Raw genomic sequence first — 18,967 nt, forward strand, 5'->3', positions numbered from 1 at the left:
ATGGACGCTCTCCTGCTCGTCGTCGGACTGCTCGTCGGGGCCGCGCTCGGCGCCCTCGTGGCGTGGTCGGTGGTGCGTGGCCGCACCGGCGCCGACCTCGCGACCGCCCGGGCGACGGCCGACGGTCTCCGCGCGCAGCTGGACCGTGCCGTCGCCGACGCTGCCGCGCACGACGCCGAGCGGGCACAGGAGCACGCCGACCGCCTGGCCATGCAGGACGCCCAGTACCGCCGGCAGGTCGAGTCGCTCGAGCGCCGGGCCGCCGAGCTCGAGCACATCGTCTCCCGCATGCACGGTGCCGACACGACGCGGACCGAGCAGGAGTCCCGCGTCCTCACGGCGCTCGGGCCGGTCGCGGCCACGCTCGAGCAGATGCAGCGGACGGTGACGGCGCTCGAGCGCAGCCGCGGGGAGCAGTACGGCGCGCTGTCGGCACAGCTCCGTGCCGCGGTCGAGTCGGAGGAGCGACTGCGCGCCACCGCCGAGACCCTCGCGAGCGCGTTGTCGTCGAACAGCACCCGCGGCGTGTGGGGCGAGACCCAGCTGCGGAACGTGGTCGAGGCCGCGGGGCTGCTGGAACGCGTCGACTTCGACGTTCAGTCGAGCGTCACCACCACCGCGGGGGCCGCCCGTCCGGACATGGTCGTGCACCTGCCGGGCGGCAAGTCGATCGCCGTCGACGCGAAGGTCCCGTTCAGCGCCTACCTCGAGGCCACGAGCATCCCCGAGACCGCCACGGGTGAGGCCGCCGCCCGACGCCGGGCACTGCTCGACCAGCACGTGCGCGCCGTCCGCGCCCACGTCGACGCTCTGGCCGCGCGTGAGTACTGGTCGGGGTACGACGCCTCACCGGAGCTGACGATCGCGTTCATCCCGTCCGAGTCCCTGGTGTCGAGTGCACTGGCCGCGGATCCGGGGCTGCTCGACCACGCGTTCCGCAAACGGATCGCACTCGCCTCGCCGGTGACGCTGTGGTCGGTCCTGAAGACCGTCGCGTTCAGCTGGCAGCAGGACGTCGTCACCCTGGAGGCCCGCGAGCTGTTCCGCGTGTCCCGCGAGCTCTACGGGCGGCTCGCGACGATGGCCGGGCACGTGGACAAGCTCGGTCGGACGATCCGCGGGACCGTGGTCGACTACAACCGCTTCGTCGGGTCGCTCGAGCGGCAGGTGCTGCCGTCGGCCCGTCGCCTGTCGCTGCTCGACGAGGCCAAGGTGATCGCCGAACCCACCCCCGTCGAGGACGAGCCCCGCCTGCTCACCGCGCCGGAGCTCGTCGCCGCGGTCGACGACGACTGACAGCGACCGGCCACCGGCGACGGCGACGGGTCGCTGAGCTCGGTGAGTTCGCAGTTGTTGCCGTTCCGACGGTGGTCAGAACGGCAACAGGTGCGATCTCGCGAGGGGGGTGGGGGTCAGAACCACTTCTCGACGCGGTGGTCGGCCTGGATCCGGCGGACCGTGCCGGAGTGCGAACGGAGCACGATCGAGTCGGTGTGGATGACACCGCGGGAGCGCCGGACGCCGTCGACGAGCACGCCGTCGGTGACACCCGTGGCCACGAAGAACGTGTTGTCGCCCGTGACCAGGTCGTCCTGGTCGAGCACGCGGTCGAGGTCGTGCCCGGCGTCCATGGCCTTCTGCCGCTCGTCGTCGTCCTTGGGCTGCAGCTGCCCAAGGATCACGCCGCCGAGCGCCTTGATCGCGCAGGCGGTGATGATGCCCTCGGGCGTCCCGCCGACACCGACGCACATGTCGATCTTCGATCCGGGCATCGCCGCCGAGATCCCGCCGGCGACGTCACCGTCGAGCAACAGCCGCGTGCCGGCACCCGCCGCGCGGATCTGCCGGATGAGCTCTTCGTGCCGGGGACGGTCCAGGACGGCGATCTGCATGTCCTCGATGTCCTTGTGCTTCGCCTTCGCCAGCGCACGGATGTTCTCGCCGACGGGCTTGTGCAGGTCGAGGACCCCGCGCCCCTCGGGGCCGGCCGCGATCTTGTTCATGTAGAACACCGCCGACGGGTCGTACATCGACCCGCGATCCGACACCGCCATCACCGAGATCGCGTTCTGCCGCCCGGCCGCGGTGAGCGAGGTGCCGTCGATCGGGTCCACCGCGATGTCACACGCGGGTCCGTGCCCGTTGCCGACGTGCTCGCCGTTGAACAGCATGGGCGCCTGGTCCTTCTCGCCCTCACCGATCACGACGACGCCGTCGAAGTTGACGGTGCCGAGGAACTTGCGCATCGCGTCGACCGCGGCACCGTCGGCGAGGTTCTTCTCACCCCGCCCCACCCACGGCTGCGCGCGGATCGCCGCCGCCTCGGTCGCACGCACGAGCTCGAGCGCCAGGTTGCGGTCGGGCTGGAGGAACAGGGCACCGGTGTCAGTCGCATTCACTCGTCCAGCGTACCGAGCCGCTTCCCAGTGGACGTTCGGGCGTCCCAGAGCTGAGCGACAGCTGTCGTCCGGAGCCGGACGGCGCGCCGGGCGGGAGGCCGCCCTCGACCACCTGTGACCGGCCTCCCGGCCCCTGGCTACGATCGTGGACGGATCGACACGTCGAAGGAGAGCCGAGATGCCCATCGCAACCCCCGAGCAGTACGCCGAGATGATCGACCGCGCGAAGGCCGGCAAGTTCGCGTACCCGGCCGTGAACGTCTCGTCGTCGCAGACGATCAACGCCGTCCTGCAGGGCCTGACCGAGGCGGGGTCGGACGGCATCATCCAGGTGACGACGGGCGGTGCCGACTACTTCGCCGGCCACACGGTCAAGAACCGGGCCGCCGGCGCGCTGGCCATGGCGGCGTTCGCTCACGAGGTCGCCAAGAACTACCCGATCACGGTGGCGCTCCACACGGACCACTGCCCCAAGGACGCGCTCGACTCGTTCGTCCTGCCGCTCATCCAGGCGAGCGAGGACGAGATCCGGCAGGGCCGCGACCCGATCTTCCAGTCGCACATGTGGGACGGTTCGGCGATCCCCCTCGACGAGAACCTCGAGATCGCGAAGACGATGATCCAGAAGACCCGCAACATCAACGCGATCCTCGAGGTCGAGATCGGCGTCGTCGGCGGCGAGGAGGACGGCGTCAAGCACGAGGGCACGAACGAGGCCCTGTACACGACGCTCGGCGATGTCGAGAAGGCCGTCGAGGCGCTCGGCATGGGCGACGAGGGCCGGTGGATCGCCGCGCTGACGTTCGGCAACGTGCACGGCGTCTACAAGCCGGGCAACGTCAAGCTCCGTCCGGAGCTCCTCGGCGAGATCCAGCGCGGCATCGCCGAGCACCACGGCACCGGTCAGAACCCGCTCGACCTCGTGTTCCACGGCGGCTCCGGGTCGTCCGACGACGAGATCCACGAGGCCGTGTCGAACGGCGTCATCAAGATGAACATCGACACCGACACGCAGTACGCGTTCACGCGCGACATCGCCGACTCGATGTTCACGAACTACACCGGCGTGCTCAAGGTCGACGGCGAGGTCGGGAACAAGAAGCAGTACGACCCGCGGGCCTGGGGCAAGAAGGCCGAGACCGCCATGGCCGCCCGCGTCGTCCAGGCGGCGAAGGTGCTCGGGTCGGCCGGACAGTCCCAGAGCTGAGCGTGACCGACCCCGACGCCCTCGTCCCCGACTTCGCGTCGTTCGTCGTCGACGCGCCCACGGCCCTCCACGCCGCGGACGCTGCGGCCCGCCGGCTCGTGGCGGCCGGGTTCACACAGCTCGACGAGCTCGACGACTGGCCGACCGACGCCGGCGCGTACGTCGTCGTGCGCGACGGCGCCGTCATCGCATGGCGACTGCCGGCGAGCGCGACGCCCACCACCCCGTTCCGGATCGTCGGCGCCCACACGGACTCCCCCGGGTTCCGCGTCAAGCCGAACCCGGTGGTCCGGAACGCGGGGTGGGAGCAACTCGACGTCGAGGTGTACGGCGGACCGATCCTCTCGACCTGGTTCGACCGCGACCTCCGCATCGCCGGACGCGCGGTCCTCGCCGACGGCAGCACGACCTTCGTGGCGACCGAGGCCGTCGCGCGCATCCCCAACCTGGCGATCCACCTGGACCGCGGGGTGAACGAGGGCGCGGCGATCGACCGACAGCGACACGTGTTGCCCGTGGTCGGTACCGACGGCGGCACCCTCGGCGGGCCGGACGTCGTCGAGTGGCTCCGCGCCCGGATCCCCGGCGACGTCGTGGCCTGGGACCTGTTCCTCGCCGACACGCAGGCCCCGGCTCGCATCGGGATCGACGGCGCGTTCCTGGCGTCCGGGCGCATGGACAACCTGACGAGCGTGCACGCCGGGCTCCGTGGGGTCATCGCGGCGCCCGGGGACGCCGACCACGTCCCCGTGTTCGCGGCGTTCGACCACGAGGAAGTGGGCTCCGCCACCCCGTCGGGTGCGTCCGGGCCCTTCCTCGAGGACGTCCTGCGCCGTGTCCAGGCCGGACTCGGCGCGACGGTCGGCGAGGCGGCGAGGGCGTTCCGCGCGTCGTGGCTGCTCTCGAGCGACGCCGGACACCTGGTGCACCCGAACCACGGCGAGAAGCACGACCCGGCGAACCGGCCCCGACCGGGCGCGGGTCCGTTGCTCAAGATCAGCGCGAACCAGCGGTACATGACCGACGCCCGGGGCGAGGCCGTGTTCGCCGCCGCATGCGCCGCGGCCGGCGTCGCGTACCAGCCCTTCGTCAACCACAACGGCATCCCCGGCGGCTCGACCATCGGTCCGCTCGCCGCGACCCGGCTCGGGATCCCCACCGTGGACATCGGCGTCGGGCTGCTGTCCATGCACTCGGCGCGGGAGCTCGTGCACGTGGACGACCTCGCGGCCCTCCACGCGGCGGTGGGCGCGTTCCTGGTCGGTTGAGGCCGGCGCGGTCCGGCCGCTGATCGGCGCGGTGCGGCCACCGGATCGGCGCGATGCGGCCACCGGATCGGCGACGCTCGGCCGCTGGTCCGTGGCGCTCGGCCGCTGGTCGGTGGCGCTCGGTCAGAGCCCGCTGTGCGTGACCATCCAGGTGACGTACGCGGGGTCGTGCGCGAGCACGACGACGTAGACGACGACCGAGAACGCCCCGGCGACCGCACCACCGACGAGCGGCACCCAGAACGTGACCCGGCGACGGCGGAGGCGCGCCACCGACCACCACACCGTGCCGATCAACAACACGAGGTCCACGACGGCGCACAGCGCGCTCGCGGGCACGAGCGCCTCCGGGTGGGCGAGTTCGGTGTAGCGCGCGGCGATCTGGTCGGCGATGGTCGCGGCGGTGTGACTGATGCCGAAGAGCTGCTGCACGACGGTCGTGAACCCGAACGCCAGCAGCAGCACCGTCAGGAGCAGGTCTCCGGGGGACGCACCGAACCGGCCGGACGTCGGCACCGCGGGACGGGATCGCCCCGGTGCACGGCCGGGAGGCCCGACCCGGCCCACCGGAACCGGCCTTCGTTGGTCGTCGGCCTCGGCCCGGCGGCGTTCCGCCGCCTCGCGTTCACCGCGTGCGCGCTCGACCTCGACCGGATTGACCCAGCCCTCGGGCGCGTACTCGCCGTACTGCGGGGCGGGCCGACCGACGGTGCGGCCGGCAGCGTCGGCCGGATCCGGACGGCGTTCGGGAGTGGGACCATCGCCGGACGCGGGAGGGGCCTCCCGGCCGACGGGATCGGAGGATCGACCGCCGGACGCGGGAGGGGCCTCCCGGCCGTCGGTCGCGTCGCTCACCGGGTACGGCCACCCAGGGCGCGCGCGTCGCGCTGTCCCGTCGCGTCGGTGCGGAGCTCCTTCGGCAGCGAGAACATGAGGTCCTCGTGCGCGGTGACGACCTCGTCCACCGTGCCGAAGCCGGCGTCCGCGAGCTGTTCGAGCACCTCGCGCACCAGGACCTCGGGGACGGAGGCGCCGGAGGTGACGCCCACGGTCTGCACGCCGTCGAGCCACTCCTGTTGGATCTCCTCGGCGTAGTCGACGCGGTGCGCGGCCTTGGCACCGTGCTCGAGCGCGACCTCGACCAGGCGGACGCTGTTCGACGAGTTCGCGGAGCCGACGACGATCACCAGGTCGGCGTCGGCCGCCACCTTCTTGATCGCGACCTGGCGGTTCTGCGTGGCGTAGCAGATGTCGTCGGACGGCGGGTTCTCGATGAGCGGGAACTTCTCGCGCAGCAGGCGGACGGTCTCCATCGTCTCGTCGACGCTCAACGTGGTCTGCGAGAGCCAGACGAGGTTCGTCGGGTCCGGGACCTCGAGCGCGGCGACGTCCTCCGGGCCGTTGACGAGGATCGTGCGCTCCGGGGCGTGCCCCATCGTGCCCTCGACCTCTTCGTGTCCGGCGTGACCGATGAGGATGATCGTGCGGTCGGCCTTGGCGAACCGCAGGGCCTCGCGGTGGACCTTCGTGACGAGCGGGCAGGTCGCGTCGATCGCGTGGAGGTCGCGGTCGGCCGCCCCCTGCACGACCGCGGGCGAGACCCCGTGGGCGCTGAAGACGACGTGCGCGCCGTGCGGGACCTCGGCGACGTCATCGACGAACACGGCGCCCGCCTGTTCGAGTGTCGACACGACGTGGACGTTGTGGACGATCTGCTTGCGGACGTACACGGGCTGCCCGTACTGCTCGAGCGCCTTCTCGACCGCGATGACGGCACGGTCGACCCCGGCGCAGTACCCGCGAGGGGCGGCGAGGAGGACCTTCTTGGTGCCGGCGACCGGTTCGTCCCGGAGTCGGCCGCGAGCCGCCGGGACGCGGGGCGGCGCGAGCTGCACGGTGCGTCCGTTGGTGATCGTCACGCGTCGATCCTAGGTGCCGACGCTGACACGTCCCCTGGGCGTCCGCCCTGGGCGGAACCGGTGTGGAGGAACGCCCCGGACGACCGAGACCGTCCGGGGAACGGGGGATGATGGAGACCCTCCCACGACCGGCGGCACGACGTCGGCGCACGACGACAGGAGCAGTGCATGGCGATCGACCAGGGCCCCCCGACCGCGGACAACCCGTGGCCGGTCGCGCTGCTCGGCGCGAAGCTCCGGGACTGGATCGACCGGCTCGGCACCGCGTGGGTCGAGGGCGAGATCACGCAGTGGAACGTGGCCGGCGGCAACGTCTACGGCAAGCTCAAGGACTGCGAGGTCGACGCCACCGTGTCGTTCTCGATCTGGTCGAGCGTCCGTGCGCGGGTCCCGTCCGACCTCGGGCAGGGCGACCGTGTCGTCGCCGCGATCAAGCCCAACTACTGGGTCAAGGGCGGCTCCCTGACGATGCAGGTCGTCGAGATGAAGCACGTCGGACTCGGGGACCTGCTCGAACGCCTCGAGCGGCTCCGCGCCACCCTGCTCGCCGAGGGGCTGTTCGACGCCGCGCGGAAGCGCCCGCTGCCGTTCCTGCCCCGGCGGATCGGACTCGTGACGGGCAAGGACTCCGACGCCGAGAAGGACGTGCTCCGCAACGCGCAGCTCCGCTGGCCGCAGGTCGCGTTCCGCACCGTGCACGCCGCCGTGCAGGGCGACCGCACCGTGGCCGAGGTGACCGCGGCGATCCAGACCCTCGACGCCGACCCGGAGGTCGACGTCATCATCGTCGCGCGTGGTGGCGGTGACTTCCAGAACCTGCTCGGTTTCAGCGACGAGGGTCTGGTCCGCGCCGCCGCCGCATGCACGACACCGATCGTCTCGGCCATCGGGCACGAGGCCGACCGCCCGCTGCTGGACGAGGTCGCGGACCTCCGTGCGTCGACCCCCACCGACGCCGCCAAGCGCGTCGTGCCCGACGTGGCCGAGGAGCTCGCGAACGTCCGCCAGGCCCGCGCCCGGATCGGACTCCGCCTGTCGCACACGCTCTCGGTGGAGGCGGACCGGATCGCCGCGCTCCGGTCCCGTCCCGCGCTCGCGTCCACCGCGTGGCTCGTCGACACCCGGGCCGAGGAGGTCGCGCGCGACCTGTCCCGCAGCCGTGAACTCCTCGAGCGGACGGTCGAGCGCTCCCACCACGAGGTCGGGCACCTCACCGGTCGGCTGCGGGCGCTGTCGCCGCGGGACACCCTCCGGCGCGGCTACGCGATCGTCCAGACCGACGACGGCGCGGTGGTGCGCTCGTCCGCCGAGGTCACGGCACCGACGCCGGTGCGGGTGACGCTCGGCGACGGCACGGCGGTCGGCACCATCACCGCCGACGGACCCGGTCCGCAGGGCGCGCGTCCGGCGCCGGGCGACGCCGCGGCGTCCGACGGGGGGGAGTCCGACGGGGCCGAGTCCGACGGGGCGGGTCGGGACGATCCCCAGCTCGACGCCGACGACGCCGTGCTGTCACCGGGTGCTCGGTAGGATCGGACGGTGCCAGCACCAGCCGCTTCCGGAGCCGACCAGGGGTCGGACGTCGCCTCGCTGAGCTACGAGGCCGCTCGCGACGAACTCGTCCGCGTCGTGTCCGAGCTCGAGCAGGGCTCCGCGACACTCGAACGGTCGCTCGCGCTGTGGGAGCGGGGCGAGGCCCTGGCCGCTCGGTGCGAGGAGTGGCTCGTCGGCGCCCGGGCACGACTCGACGCGGCACGCAACGGCGTGCCGCCCGAGGACGACCGATGAGCGACCAACACCCGCAGGGCGCGCCGGTCGTCGCCGAGCTCGGACGCCCCGAGACCGCCGAGGAGACCCGGATCCGCAAGGAGGACGCCCGTCGCGTCCGCCGGCAGCACCAGACGGCGCTCAACCTCGTGCTGTCCCTCGCGGCGTCCCTGGCCGTCGTGCTGGCACTCGTCGCGATCGTCGCCCGGCCCGATCACCCGTCGAGCACGTCGACCCACGTCGACTACCGGTCGGTCGCGGCGCAGGCCGACGTCCCGCACGTGACCCTGGTCGCGCCACGACTGCCGTCGGGGTACTCGGCGAACCGCGCGGACTTCCAGGACGACACCGCCGACGGGGTCGACGTCTGGACCGTCGGACTCATCACCCCGGACGACCAGTACATCGGCGTGCACCAGGGCATCAGGGCGAACCAGACGTGGGTCGCCAACCAGCTCGACGAACACGCCGCCACCGGCTCACGCACCATCGACGGCACGAAATGGACCGTGTACAACCGGCGCGACGAGGGCAAGGGCGCCGGGAACGAGGCCTACTCGCTCGTCGCGACGTTCGGTGCGAGCACGGTCGTCCTGGCCGGCACGGCGGACGACGCCTCGTTCCGCACCGTCGCACACCGCATCGCCACCCAACTGGAGGACCAGAACCGATGAGCCGCGCCGCCAGCACCCCAGCCGAGGCCCTGCGCCTGCTCGTCGAGGGCAACGCTCGGTTCGCCTCCGACAAACGTCGCGTCGGTCGCACCGACCCCGAGCGCCGGAGCGAGCTGGCCGCGTCCCAGTCGCCCTTCGCGACCGTCCTCGGCTGTTCGGACAGCCGCGTGCCGTTCGAGCACGTGTTCGACGCCGGCATCGGCGACGTGTTCGCCATCCGGAACGCCGGGCAGATCGCGGACGACGTCGTGCTCGGGTCGATCGAGTTCGCGGTGGTCGCGCTCGGCACGCCGCTGGTGGTCGTGCTCCGGCACACCCGCTGCGGAGCGGTCAACGCCGCGTGCTCGGGCGAACCCGTGCCGGCGCCGCACCTCCAGGCCCTCGTGGACGCGATCGCCCCCAGCGTCGAGCGGGTGCGGTCCACGGTCGGCGCCGCCGCGGGAGCCCCGGCGCCGGACGCCGCCGCCGACACCGCCCTCGCCGTCGACCCGGAGGCCGTGGGTGCGGCCCACCTCGAGGCCACCATGCGGACGGTCATCGAGCGCTCCGGTGCCGTGTCGGACGCCATCGCCGAGGGTAGATTGGCCGTCGTCGGTGCGACCTACGACCTCACGACGGGACTGGTCGACATCGACACCGTGGTCGGGGACGCCTGAGTCCTCCCGCCACGGCCGGGCCCCGCGCCCGACGCCTCCGTCGACCGGCGCGAATCGCCGCACTCGGCACCGCAGCCGACCGGCCGACCGCCGGGGACCGGCACCACAGGAAGGACCACGACGACGTGACCGACACCACGACCTCCCCATCCGCCGACGGCAGCACGGCGGACAGCGGCGACTACCGCATCGAGCACGACACGATGGGCGAGGTCCGTGTACCGGCCTCGGCCCTGTACCGCGCACAGACCCAGCGGGCGGTCGAGAACTTCCCGATCTCGGGCAGCGGCCTCGAGCCGGCCCAGATCGTCGCCCTGGCCCGCATCAAGCGCGCGGCGGCGATCGTCAACGGGCAGCTCGGGGTCGTCGGGCCGGACGTCGCCGAGGCGATCGTGGCGGCAGCCGACCGGGTCATCGGCGGCGAGCACCACGACCAGTTCCCCGTGGACGTCTACCAGACCGGCAGCGGCACGTCGTCGAACATGAACATGAACGAGGTCCTCGCGACGCTCGCGTCGGACGCCTCGGGGACCGCGGTGCACCCGAACGACCACGTCAACGCGTCGCAGTCCTCGAACGACGTCTTCCCGACATCGGTGCACATCGCGGTGACCGCGGCGCTCATCCACGACCTGGTCCCCGCGCTCGACCACCTGGCTTCCGCACTCGAGGACAAGGCGGCGCTGTGGGCGACGGCCGTGAAGAGCGGCCGGACGCACCTCATGGACGCCACCCCGGTGACGCTCGGGCAGGAGTTCGGCGGGTACGCCCGGCAGATCCGACTCGGGATCGAGCGCGTGCAGGCGACCCTGCCGCGGGTGGCCGAGGTCCCCCTCGGCGGCACCGCGGTCGGCACCGGGATCAACACCCCCGCGGGGTTCCCGCAGCGCGTCATCGAGCAGCTCGCATCCGACACCGGCCTGCCGATCACCGAGGCGGCCGACCACTTCGAGGCGCAGGGCGCTCGTGACGGCCTCGTCGAGGCATCGGGCGCGCTCCGGGTGCTCGCCGTGAGCCTGACGAAGATCAACAACGACCTGCGGTGGATGGGGTCGGGTCCGAACACCGGGCTCGGGGAGCTCCGGATCCCGGACCTGCAGCCCGGATCGTCGATCATGCCCGGCAAGGTCAACCCGGTGATCCCCGAGGCCACGCTCATGGTCGCCGCGCGCGTCATCGGCAACGACGCCACCGTGGCCTGGGCCGGAGCCTCCGGCGCGTTCGAGCTCAACGTGGCGATCCCGGTCATGGGCACCGCGCTGCTCGAGTCCATCCGGCTCCTGACGAACAGCACGCGTGCGCTCGCCGACAAGACCATCGTCGGGCTCGAGGCCGACCTCGACCGAGCCCGCGGGTTCGCCGAGTCGTCCCCGTCCATCGTCACACCCCTGAACCGGGTGATCGGGTACGAAGCCGCCGCGAAGGTCGCCAAGTACGCCGTCGCCGAATCGATCACCGTGCGCGAGGCCGTCGTCGCCCTCGGGTTCGTCGAGCGGGGCGAGGTCACCGAGGAGCAGCTCGACAGCGCGCTCGACGTGCTGAGCATGACGCACCCGAACTGACCCAGCTCGGACCGGACGGGGACCCGGGCGACCTCGACTCCCCCACCGGAGGCCGCCCGGGCTGCACACGCCGCGAGCCGGCGGAGGCCGTCCCCAGAGCCGGAACCGACCCGCGGCGTGTACGGATCCAGCATGGCGGGACGACCGACGCCGCCGACCCGTCCCTCCCGGATCTGTGGAGAGACGTGTCGGCGGCGCCGGTGTGGAGGAGCAGTCGGACGCTCCGCCAGCTCGGCGCTCCGCCGGCTCGGCGCTACGCCAGCTCGGGCGAGTCGAGCATCTCGGTGACGAGCGCCGCGATGGCCGACCGTTCGGACCGCGTCAGCGTGACGTGCGCGAACAACGGGTGGCCCTTGAGCCGCTCGATGACGGAGGCGACGCCGTCGTGCCGACCGACGCGCAGGTTGTCGCGCTGCGCGACGTCGTGGGTCAGGACCACGCGCGAGTTCTGCCCGATCCGGGACAGCATCGTGAGCAGCACGTTGCGCTCGAGGGACTGGGCCTCGTCGACGATCACGAACGCGTCGTGCAGGGAACGCCCGCGGATGTGGGTCAGGGGCAGGACCTCGAGCATCCCGCGCTCCTGGACCTCCTCGAGGACGTTGTCCGACACGAGGGCACCGAGTGTGTCGAACACGGCCTGCGCCCACGGGTTCATCTTCTCGGCGGCGTCGCCCGGCAGGTAGCCGAGCTCCTGGCCACCCACCGCGTACAAGGGGCGGAAGACCATGACCTTCTTGTGCTGCTGCCGCTCGAGCACCGCCTCCAGACCGGCGCACAGCGCGAGCGCCGACTTGCCGGTGCCGGCGCTGCCGCCCAGGGACACGATCCCGATCTCGGGGTCGAGCAGGGCGTCGATCGCGAGGCGCTGTTCCGCCGACCGGCCGCGGAGGCCGAAGACCTCGCGGTCACCGCGGACGAGCGCCACCGCGCCCGGCGTGTGCACGCGTCCGAGTGCCGACCCGCGCTCCGAGTGGATCACCACGCCCGTGTTGACCGGCACGCCGTCGAGGCTGGCGGAGCGGACCTCCTCGTGCTCGTAGAGGCCCGCCATCTGGTCGCCCGAGATCTCGAGCGTCGTGACGCCCGTGTAGCCGCTGTCGACCGCGAGTTCCGCGCGGTACTCCTCGGCCGGCAGGCCGATCGACGCCGCCTTGACGCGGAGTGGGAGGTCCTTCGACACGACGACGACGTCGAGGCCGTCGTTCGCCAGGTTCATGGCGACCGCGAGGATCCGGGAGTCGTTGTCGCCGAGCTGCAGCCCCGACGGCAGCACGGTCATGTTGGAGTGGTTGAGCTCGACGCGGAGCGAACCGCCCTCGCCGACCGCGACGGGGAAGTCGAGGCGCTCGTGCTCGATGCGGAGCTCGTCGAGGATCCGCAGGGCCTGCCGAGCGAAGTACCCGATCTCGGGGTCGTTCCGCTTCGACTCGAGCTCGCTCACCACGACGACCGGCAGCACGACGGCGTGCTCGTCGAACCGGAACAGGGCGCGCGGATCGCTGAGCAGGACGGACGTGTCGAGCACGTAGGTCCGTTGCGCGATACCGGCGGACGCATCGGCGGCCCGTCCCGAGCGGGGTGCGGCCCCCGCTGTCGAGGACGTTCCACGCGAGGTGTTCTGAGAGGTCACGACCACTCCATCCCCGGGCCGCGTTCGACCCGGTCCTTGTCCTCGGAACGGCCACGACGCGGTCTCGAAGCTCCGCCGGTGGCCGCTTCGACCGGGCACGATGCCCGATGTCGCGAATCTACGTCCGCCCACCGACACGCTCCCCGGGACACGCGGCGGCTCCGGGTTACGAGGGCGTGAACGCTCGTCACTCCTGCCCCAGCCCGGCCCGGCCCGGGCCGGCCCGGCCCGGCCCGTGCCATTCCGCGAGATCGCAGTCGTTGTCGTTGTGACGGCGGCGGTCTCAGGCGGTCAGTGCAACGCGTTGGATGTACTCGTCGAGTTTCTCGGCGGGGGTGCGGAAGCGCAATGTCTGGCGGGGTCGGCGGTTGAGTTGGTCTTGTACGGCTTGGAGCTCGGTGTCGGTGACGGTGTTGAAGTCGGTGCCCTTGGGGAAGTAATCCACCCGGAGCAGGCCGTTGAGGTTCTCGTTGCTGCCCCGCTGCCAGGGCGAGTGGGGGTCGCAGAAGAACACTGGGACCGCGGTCGCGACGGTGAACCTCGCGTGCTTGGCCATCTCGGTGCCCTGGTCCCAGGTCACGGAACGGCGCAGCTGCTCGGGAAGCGTCGCGACCATCGCGGCAAGCCGGTCGATGACGGTGTCGGAGTCCCGGCTCCCGGGAAGCCGACCCAGGAGCGCGAACCGGGTGCTGCGCTCGACGAGGGTGATGATCCCGGAGTTCCGGGGTCCGACAACCAGGTCCCCTTCCCAGTGCCCCGGGATCGCGCGGTCCTCCACGACCGCGGGCCGCTCGGACAACCGCGCGCCCTCAAGCCAGGGCCTGCTACTGCGCCTGGGTAGTTTCGATTGCGGCAACCGACCGGTCCGACCCGAGCGGAGTGCTTTCTCGACCGTGAGTTCGTGCCGGAGCGCACCACGGCCCTGGAGATACAAGGCCTGGTAGATCGTCTCGTGCGACACCTGCATATCCTCGCGCCCCGGAAACACGTCCCGCAGCCGGCCAGCGACCTGCTGCGGGGAGTGGCGATCGTTCAGCTGCACCACGACCGCCTCCCGCAGCTCGGGCCGGGCGTCCAGCAGCCGCTGCCGCGGCCGACGGCGGCGTTGCCCAGCGAGATGCTCCCCAATCGCGGCGTCGTAGTGCCACCGGGACCGATACACGCTCCGGCTCCGACGCACCTCTCGCGAGACGGTCGATGCTGACACGCCGATCAGCGCCGCGATCGCTCGCATCGACAGTCCCTGGCCGAGCCCGATCTCGATCCGGACCCGGTCCATCCGCGAAAGCCGCCGACCATGACCCACCCCACCCGGGACGAGCTGACGAACTCGGACCGCGCCACCATCAGGACCTCGCTGTAGCTCCACGCCCGCAAGCATCGCCCACGTCGTGACCGTCCGCAGCGGCACACCGAACCGTCCCGCAACCGACCCTGCCGACTCCCCATCGATCAGCGACCCGACCGCGGACGCCCGAACCACCAACGACGCATGCGTTGCCACGACAACTCCCGAACCTCAGGCGTTGCACTCACCAGCTGAAACCGCCGGCGCGAGAACGACACCTACTGCGATATCGCGGAGGTTCGGGGCCGGGCCGGACGCCGGACGCCGGACGCCGGACGCTGGACGCCGGACGCCGGAGCGGGTCAGACCATCGTCGCGAAGGACACGAGCGCGTCCCGCAGCATCGCCAGGGTCTCGTTGGTCGTCGAGACGAAGACCGACACGCGCAGCGTCCCGGCGCGGGTCGTCGCGGTCACGCCGTGGTTGTGGAGCGACGCGGCGAGCGCGGTCAACCGCTCGGGTGCGGGCCGGAGCACGACGATGCCCGCGCGCTCGCGGCGGTCGCGCGAGGACTCGACGACGACGCCGAACTCGTCCGCCAGGTCGAACACCCGCTCGGCCCGCTCGGCGACGGCGGCCTCGACCGCGGCGACACCGACGCCGGACAGGGACTCGAGGGAGACCGCGAGCCGCGCCTGCGCGACCGGGTCGATGCGCGTCATCTGGTACGCGGCGGCGCCCGGCGCGACGGTCGGGACCTCGCCGGGCTCACCGACGGTGCCTGCGGGCCCGGAGAGCGCGGGCTGCAGCCGCTCGAGCGCGCGGTCGCTGAACGACACGAACCCGGTCCCCCAGCCGGCGTGCAACCACTTCTGGCCACCGGTGGCGATGACGTCCGCGACCTCGTACGGCTCGTCGACGGCACCGAAGCCCTGGATCGCGTCGACGATGAGCAGGCGGTCCCCGATCACGTCGCGGATCGCCGCGAGGTCGGCTCGGTACCCCGTCCGCCAGTCGACGAGGCTGAGCGCGACCGCGGCGACGTCGTCGCTGAGGCGCGCGGCGATGAGGTCCGGCGTCATCCACCCGGCGCCGGACTCGATGACGAGGGGCTGCACGCGCCCCGTGGCGGCGGCGGCGCTCGCGAGTGCGAGCGGCAACGACGGGTACTCGTCCGCGGCGACGAGGACACCGCCGGTCAAGCCGAACGCGGTGTGCAGGAGTCCGGGCGTCGTCGCGGTCTGCGAGACGACCTGGTCGTCGCGGCGGCGAACCAGGCGCGCGGCGACGGTGCGCACCCGCGCGTCCTGTTCGTCGAGCACCTCCATGGCGCCGAAGCGGACGTGCTCCTGGATGGTGCCGAGCACGCGCTGCTCCTCGAGCACCGCGGTCTGGACCGGGCCGAACGCCGCGTGGTCGAGGTACCCCGGCTCCTCCTGGAACCCGGCGGCGTACTCGTCGATGGTGGTCACGTCCGGTGGTCTCCTGGTTCTGGTCCGCCGACCGTCCCCATCCCCGGTCGATGCGTCCTCATGGACGCGAGCGCTGTGAGTGTACCGAGAACGCGCTGGTGCCGCTGCACCGGAGCCGCGGAGCGCACGCACCGGCGGTCCCGCAGGGCCGGGAGGACCGTGGCCGGGCCGACGCGATCCGGCCGGACCGCGGTCGGGAGGCCCGCAGCCGTCAGCCGCCGAACCGGCGCGACCGCCGCCCGAAGTCCCGCACCGCGCGGAGGAAGTCGACCTCGCGCAGGTCCGGGTAGAACGCCTCGACGAAGTAGAACTCGCTGTGTGCGCTCTGCCAGAGCATGAAGTCGGACAGACGCTGTTCGCCCGACGTCCTGATGACGAGGTCCGGGTCGGGCTGTCCCTGCGTGTAGAGGTGGTCGCCGATGAGCTCGGGCGTCAGCACCTCGGCGAGGTCGTCGAGCGTCCCGCCGCCCGCACCGTGCGCCCGGACGATGCTGCGCATGGCGTCCGCGATCTCGCGCCGGCCGCCGTACCCGACGGCGAGGTTGACGTGCAGCCCCGTGTGCTCGGCGGTCTCGGCCTCGGCACCCTCGAGCGCGCGGACGAGTTCCGGCGGCAGTCCCTCGTTCGACCCGACGTGCTGCACCCGCCACGTTGGATGGGCCGCCAGGTTCGCGGCGAGTTCGGCGATGATCCCGGTGAGTTGGCGGAGCTCGTCCGAGTGCCGCCCCGTCAGGTTGTCGGCGGACAGCAGGTACAGCGTCACGACCTGGACGCCGAGGTCGTCGCACCAACCGAGGAACTCCGGGATCTTCGCGGCTCCGGCCCGGTGGCCGTGCGCGGCCGTCTCGAGTCCGAGCTGTTTCGCCCATCGGCGGTTGCCGTCGACGATCATCGCGACGTGACGTGGGGTCGCGGCGATCTGCGCGCGGATGCGGCGCTGGTAGGCGCGGTAGACCAGGCCTCGCCCTGTCCATCCCGCCCTGGCGCTCACGCGACAACGCTAGTGCACGGACCTGCACCCGGGATCCGGCCGAGGCACGCACGACAGCCGGGTCGCCTACCGTTGGACCATGACCGATCCCAGCCCGGACGCGCTCCCGCACGTGCCGTTCGTCGAGGAAGCCGAGGAGGCCCAGGACGCGTCGGTCGCGTCGGCGCCGGTCCCGCCACCCGCCTGGCGTGGCTGGATCCACCTCGGGGCGTTCCCCGTCGCGGCCGCGCTCGGCATCGTGCTCGTCTGCCTGGCTGCGACCCCGGCGGCGAAGGCCGCGAGCGCCGTGTTCACGGCGGCGTCCCTCGTGCTGTTCGGTGTCTCGGCGACCTACCACCGGTTCCGGTGGAGCCCACGCGTCAAGGTCGTCCTCAAGCGGATCGACCACACGAACATCTTCTTGCTCATCGCCGGCACGTACACGCCCGTCGCGGTCTGTGCGCTCGGCGACCGCGACGCGACCGTGCTGCTCGTCGTGATGTGGAGCGGCGCGGCCCTCGGGATGGCGTTCCGGGTGTTCTGGGTCGGAGCCCCGCGCTGGCTCTACGTGCCGCTGTACGTCCTGCTCGGGTGCTCCGCGCTGTTCTACCTGCCGCAGCTGTTCGCCGCCGACACGGCGATGATGGTCCTCGTCCTGACGGGCGGGCTGGCGTACGTGCTCGGCGCGGCCGTGTACGGGTTCAAGCGACCCGACCCCGCGCCCCGCGTCTTCGGGTTCCACGAGGTGTTCCACGCCTTGACCGTCGTGGCGTTCGTCGCGCAGTGGGCGGGCGTGCTCGTCGTCGCGCTCCATCCGGTGCGCTGACCGCGATCCGGCCGGCGGCTTCAGCCGCGCTCGGTGTCGTCCCCGACGTCCGCGCGTCCGCCGTCACCGGTCCCGCGGACGTCAGCGCGGCCTCCCGGGCCCCGGCGGACGTCCTGACCGCCGCGGCCGTCGAGGTCCCCGACGCCGTCGGCGTCCTCGCCCGGGAGCTCGCCGCGGGCCTCGGCCTCGAGCCGTTCCCGGATCTCCGACCGGTACCGGGTCCGGCGGATGCGCCGGGTCATGTCGACGACGAGCGCGATCGTCGCGACCGCGACGAGCGCGATGGCGACGAACCCCCACACACCGGGCGTGACGTCGACGTCGGGGACGGTGGAGGCGGGCGTGGTCGGTGACGTGGCGGCCGCGAGCACGAGGGCCCCGGTCAGGACGGTGGCGCTCATCGGGCGGACTCCTCGTCGATCCCCGCGAACAGGTCGGTCTCCGGCAGCGTCGTCGGCACACGGGACTCGACGAGCTGGAAGTCCTCGGTCGGCCAGATGGCGGCGACGACGTCCGGGGGCCAGAAGAAGAAACGGCTGTCGGTGGGCACCTGGCTGGCGTGGGCCCGCAGCGCGGCGTCACGCGCGGCCAGGTGCTCGGCCACGTGGACATGGGAGGTCGACAGGTCCTCGCGCCCCTCGAACCGCTCGAGGAACGTCGCCATCTCGGCGAGCTCCGGCGCGTCCGGGTCGCGTTCGGCCATCGCCGCGTACATCGCGCGGAACCGATCCGGGTTGAACGTGCGCTCGTAGTAGAGCTTGTCGATGGTCCACGGGGCGCCCGCCTCGGGGTAGGCGGTCGGGTCGCCGGACGTGCGCCAGGCCTCCATCGCGATCTCGTGCGACCGGATGTGGTCCGGGTGCGGGTAGCCGCCGTTCTCGTCGTACGCGATCATGACGTGCGGACGGAAGCGCCGCACGATCCGGACGAGGACCGCTGCGCTCGTCGTGATCGGGACGGTCGCGAAGGTCCCCGGCCGCACCGTCTCGCCCTTCTCGGCGTCGGGGAGCCCCGAGTCGTGGTAGCCGAGCCAGACGTGGTCGATCCCGAGGGCCGCCTGGGCCGCCGCCATCTCCGTCCGTCGGTGTCCGGCCATGTCGCGGTGCGCCCGGCTGCGCGCGGGTTCCGGGAGCTGCTCGTTGAGGATGTCGCCCGCCTCACCACCCGTGCACGAGACGACGAGGACCTGAGCGCCCTCCGCCACGTACTTGGCGTACGTCGCGGCTCCCTTGCTCGACTCGTCGTCGGGATGGGCATGGACCGCGATGAGACGCAGGGGCACGACACTCCTCGATGCTGCCGGCGCTGGCCGGGCGGGCGAACCCC

At 72.2% G+C, this 18,967-nt stretch carries 17 protein-coding genes and 1 pseudogene; 9 read left to right on the plus strand and 9 right to left on the minus strand.

Annotated features, from left to right (window positions below; all coding sequences use genetic code 11):
* Positions 1 to 1,296 carry a DNA recombination protein RmuC gene (locus DEI88_RS12300; protein WP_111010915.1) on the plus strand — a complete coding sequence of 432 codons (1,296 nt, stop codon included), beginning with the start codon at positions 1 to 3 and terminating at the stop codon, positions 1,294 to 1,296.
* Positions 1,297 to 1,412: 116 nt separating this feature from the next.
* Here the strand turns inward: DEI88_RS12300 and glpX are convergent, their stop codons facing one another.
* Positions 1,413 to 2,399 carry a class II fructose-bisphosphatase gene (gene glpX, locus DEI88_RS12305; protein WP_111010889.1) on the minus strand — a complete coding sequence of 329 codons (987 nt, stop codon included), beginning with the start codon at positions 2,397 to 2,399 and terminating at the stop codon, positions 1,413 to 1,415.
* Positions 2,400 to 2,577: 178 nt separating this feature from the next.
* On the opposite strand from glpX, the gene fbaA reads away from it, so the two are divergent.
* Positions 2,578 to 3,606, plus strand: coding sequence for a class II fructose-bisphosphate aldolase (fbaA, locus tag DEI88_RS12310; protein WP_111010890.1), 1,029 nt, complete (start codon positions 2,578 to 2,580; stop codon positions 3,604 to 3,606).
* A gap of 2 nt (positions 3,607 to 3,608) precedes the next feature.
* On the plus strand, positions 3,609 to 4,874 hold the full coding sequence (locus DEI88_RS12315) for a M18 family aminopeptidase (RefSeq protein WP_111071227.1): 1,266 nt from the start codon (positions 3,609 to 3,611) through the stop codon (positions 4,872 to 4,874).
* Between the two features lie 123 nt (positions 4,875 to 4,997).
* Here DEI88_RS12315 and DEI88_RS12320 read toward each other — a convergent pair whose 3' ends face one another.
* Together DEI88_RS12320 and DEI88_RS12325 are read right to left on the minus strand one after the other, a co-directional pair.
* A complete protein-coding gene (locus DEI88_RS12320) occupies positions 4,998 to 5,729 on the minus strand; it encodes a DUF6264 family protein (RefSeq protein ID WP_111036517.1) in 732 nt (243 codons plus the stop codon).
* Entirely contained in the window at positions 5,726 to 6,793 is a 1,068-nt protein-coding gene (locus DEI88_RS12325) for a 4-hydroxy-3-methylbut-2-enyl diphosphate reductase (protein WP_111010893.1), read from the minus strand. The genes DEI88_RS12320 and DEI88_RS12325 overlap by 4 nt, the downstream gene beginning before the upstream one ends.
* Before the next feature lie 168 nt (positions 6,794 to 6,961).
* Here DEI88_RS12325 and xseA point away from each other — a divergent pair.
* The 5 genes and pseudogenes from xseA to DEI88_RS12350 all read left to right on the plus strand — a co-directional run.
* Positions 6,962 to 8,254: pseudogene (xseA, locus tag DEI88_RS12330) on the plus strand (exodeoxyribonuclease VII large subunit); the annotation flags it as partial.
* 78 nt (positions 8,255 to 8,332) lie between these two features.
* Positions 8,333 to 8,581 carry an exodeoxyribonuclease VII small subunit gene (locus DEI88_RS12335; RefSeq protein WP_111027076.1) on the plus strand — a complete coding sequence of 83 codons (249 nt, stop codon included), beginning with the start codon at positions 8,333 to 8,335 and terminating at the stop codon, positions 8,579 to 8,581.
* On the plus strand, positions 8,578 to 9,234 hold the full coding sequence (locus tag DEI88_RS12340; RefSeq protein ID WP_111071225.1) for a DUF4245 domain-containing protein: 657 nt from the start codon (positions 8,578 to 8,580) through the stop codon (positions 9,232 to 9,234). Before DEI88_RS12335 ends, DEI88_RS12340 begins: the two co-directional genes overlap by 4 nt.
* Positions 9,231 to 9,890, plus strand: a complete 660-nt coding sequence (locus tag DEI88_RS12345) for a carbonic anhydrase (protein WP_111036520.1) — start codon at positions 9,231 to 9,233, stop codon at positions 9,888 to 9,890. Before DEI88_RS12340 ends, DEI88_RS12345 begins: the two co-directional genes overlap by 4 nt.
* Before the next feature lie 125 nt (positions 9,891 to 10,015).
* Entirely contained in the window at positions 10,016 to 11,452 is a 1,437-nt protein-coding gene (locus DEI88_RS12350; RefSeq protein WP_111036521.1) for a class II fumarate hydratase, read from the plus strand.
* Positions 11,453 to 11,705: 253 nt separating this feature from the next.
* Here DEI88_RS12350 and phoH2 read toward each other — a convergent pair whose 3' ends face one another.
* From phoH2 to DEI88_RS12370, 4 genes are all read right to left on the minus strand, one after another.
* On the minus strand, positions 11,706 to 12,998 hold the full coding sequence (gene phoH2, locus DEI88_RS12355; RefSeq protein WP_258374937.1) for an RNA 5'-3' helicase PhoH2: 1,293 nt from the start codon (positions 12,996 to 12,998) through the stop codon (positions 11,706 to 11,708).
* A 370-nt stretch (positions 12,999 to 13,368) separates the two neighbouring features.
* Positions 13,369 to 14,589 carry an IS30 family transposase gene (locus DEI88_RS12360; RefSeq protein ID WP_502866970.1) on the minus strand — a complete coding sequence of 407 codons (1,221 nt, stop codon included), beginning with the start codon at positions 14,587 to 14,589 and terminating at the stop codon, positions 13,369 to 13,371.
* A gap of 146 nt (positions 14,590 to 14,735) precedes the next feature.
* On the minus strand, positions 14,736 to 15,845 hold the full coding sequence (locus tag DEI88_RS12365; RefSeq protein ID WP_111072727.1) for an aminotransferase class V-fold PLP-dependent enzyme: 1,110 nt from the start codon (positions 15,843 to 15,845) through the stop codon (positions 14,736 to 14,738).
* Between the two features lie 211 nt (positions 15,846 to 16,056).
* Entirely contained in the window at positions 16,057 to 16,836 is a 780-nt protein-coding gene (locus DEI88_RS12370; protein ID WP_111010899.1) for an isoprenyl transferase, read from the minus strand.
* Positions 16,837 to 16,915: 79 nt separating this feature from the next.
* Between DEI88_RS12370 and trhA the strand changes: the two genes are divergently transcribed.
* Complete coding sequence (gene trhA / locus DEI88_RS12375; protein WP_111072728.1) at positions 16,916 to 17,641, plus strand: PAQR family membrane homeostasis protein TrhA; 726 nt, start codon at positions 16,916 to 16,918, stop codon at positions 17,639 to 17,641.
* 20 nt (positions 17,642 to 17,661) lie between these two features.
* On the opposite strand, the gene DEI88_RS12380 is transcribed toward trhA, so the two are convergent.
* On the minus strand, positions 17,662 to 18,042 hold the full coding sequence (locus DEI88_RS12380) for a hypothetical protein (RefSeq protein ID WP_349775199.1): 381 nt from the start codon (positions 18,040 to 18,042) through the stop codon (positions 17,662 to 17,664).
* A complete protein-coding gene (gene mca, locus DEI88_RS12385) occupies positions 18,039 to 18,923 on the minus strand; it encodes a mycothiol conjugate amidase Mca (RefSeq protein WP_181434886.1) in 885 nt (294 codons plus the stop codon). Before mca ends, DEI88_RS12380 begins: the two co-directional genes overlap by 4 nt.
* Between the last annotated feature and the right edge of the window lie 44 nt (positions 18,924 to 18,967).

Origin of the sequence: Curtobacterium sp. MCBD17_003 (assembly GCF_003234885.2) — a bacterium.
Lineage (GTDB): Bacteria > Actinomycetota > Actinomycetes > Actinomycetales > Microbacteriaceae > Curtobacterium.

Coding starts and splice junctions, on each gene's coding strand:
- fbaA (WP_111010890.1), top strand. CDS start 2,578: ATGCCCATCGCAACCCCCGAGCAGTACGCCGAGATGATCGACCGCGCG.
- trhA (WP_111072728.1), top strand. CDS start 16,916: ATGACCGATCCCAGCCCGGACGCGCTCCCGCACGTGCCGTTCGTCGAG.
- DEI88_RS12340 (WP_111071225.1), top strand. CDS start 8,578: ATGAGCGACCAACACCCGCAGGGCGCGCCGGTCGTCGCCGAGCTCGGA.
- DEI88_RS12380 (WP_349775199.1), bottom strand. CDS start 18,042: ATGAGCGCCACCGTCCTGACCGGGGCCCTCGTGCTCGCGGCCGCCACG.
- DEI88_RS12300 (WP_111010915.1), top strand. CDS start 1: ATGGACGCTCTCCTGCTCGTCGTCGGACTGCTCGTCGGGGCCGCGCTC.
- DEI88_RS12345 (WP_111036520.1), top strand. CDS start 9,231: ATGAGCCGCGCCGCCAGCACCCCAGCCGAGGCCCTGCGCCTGCTCGTC.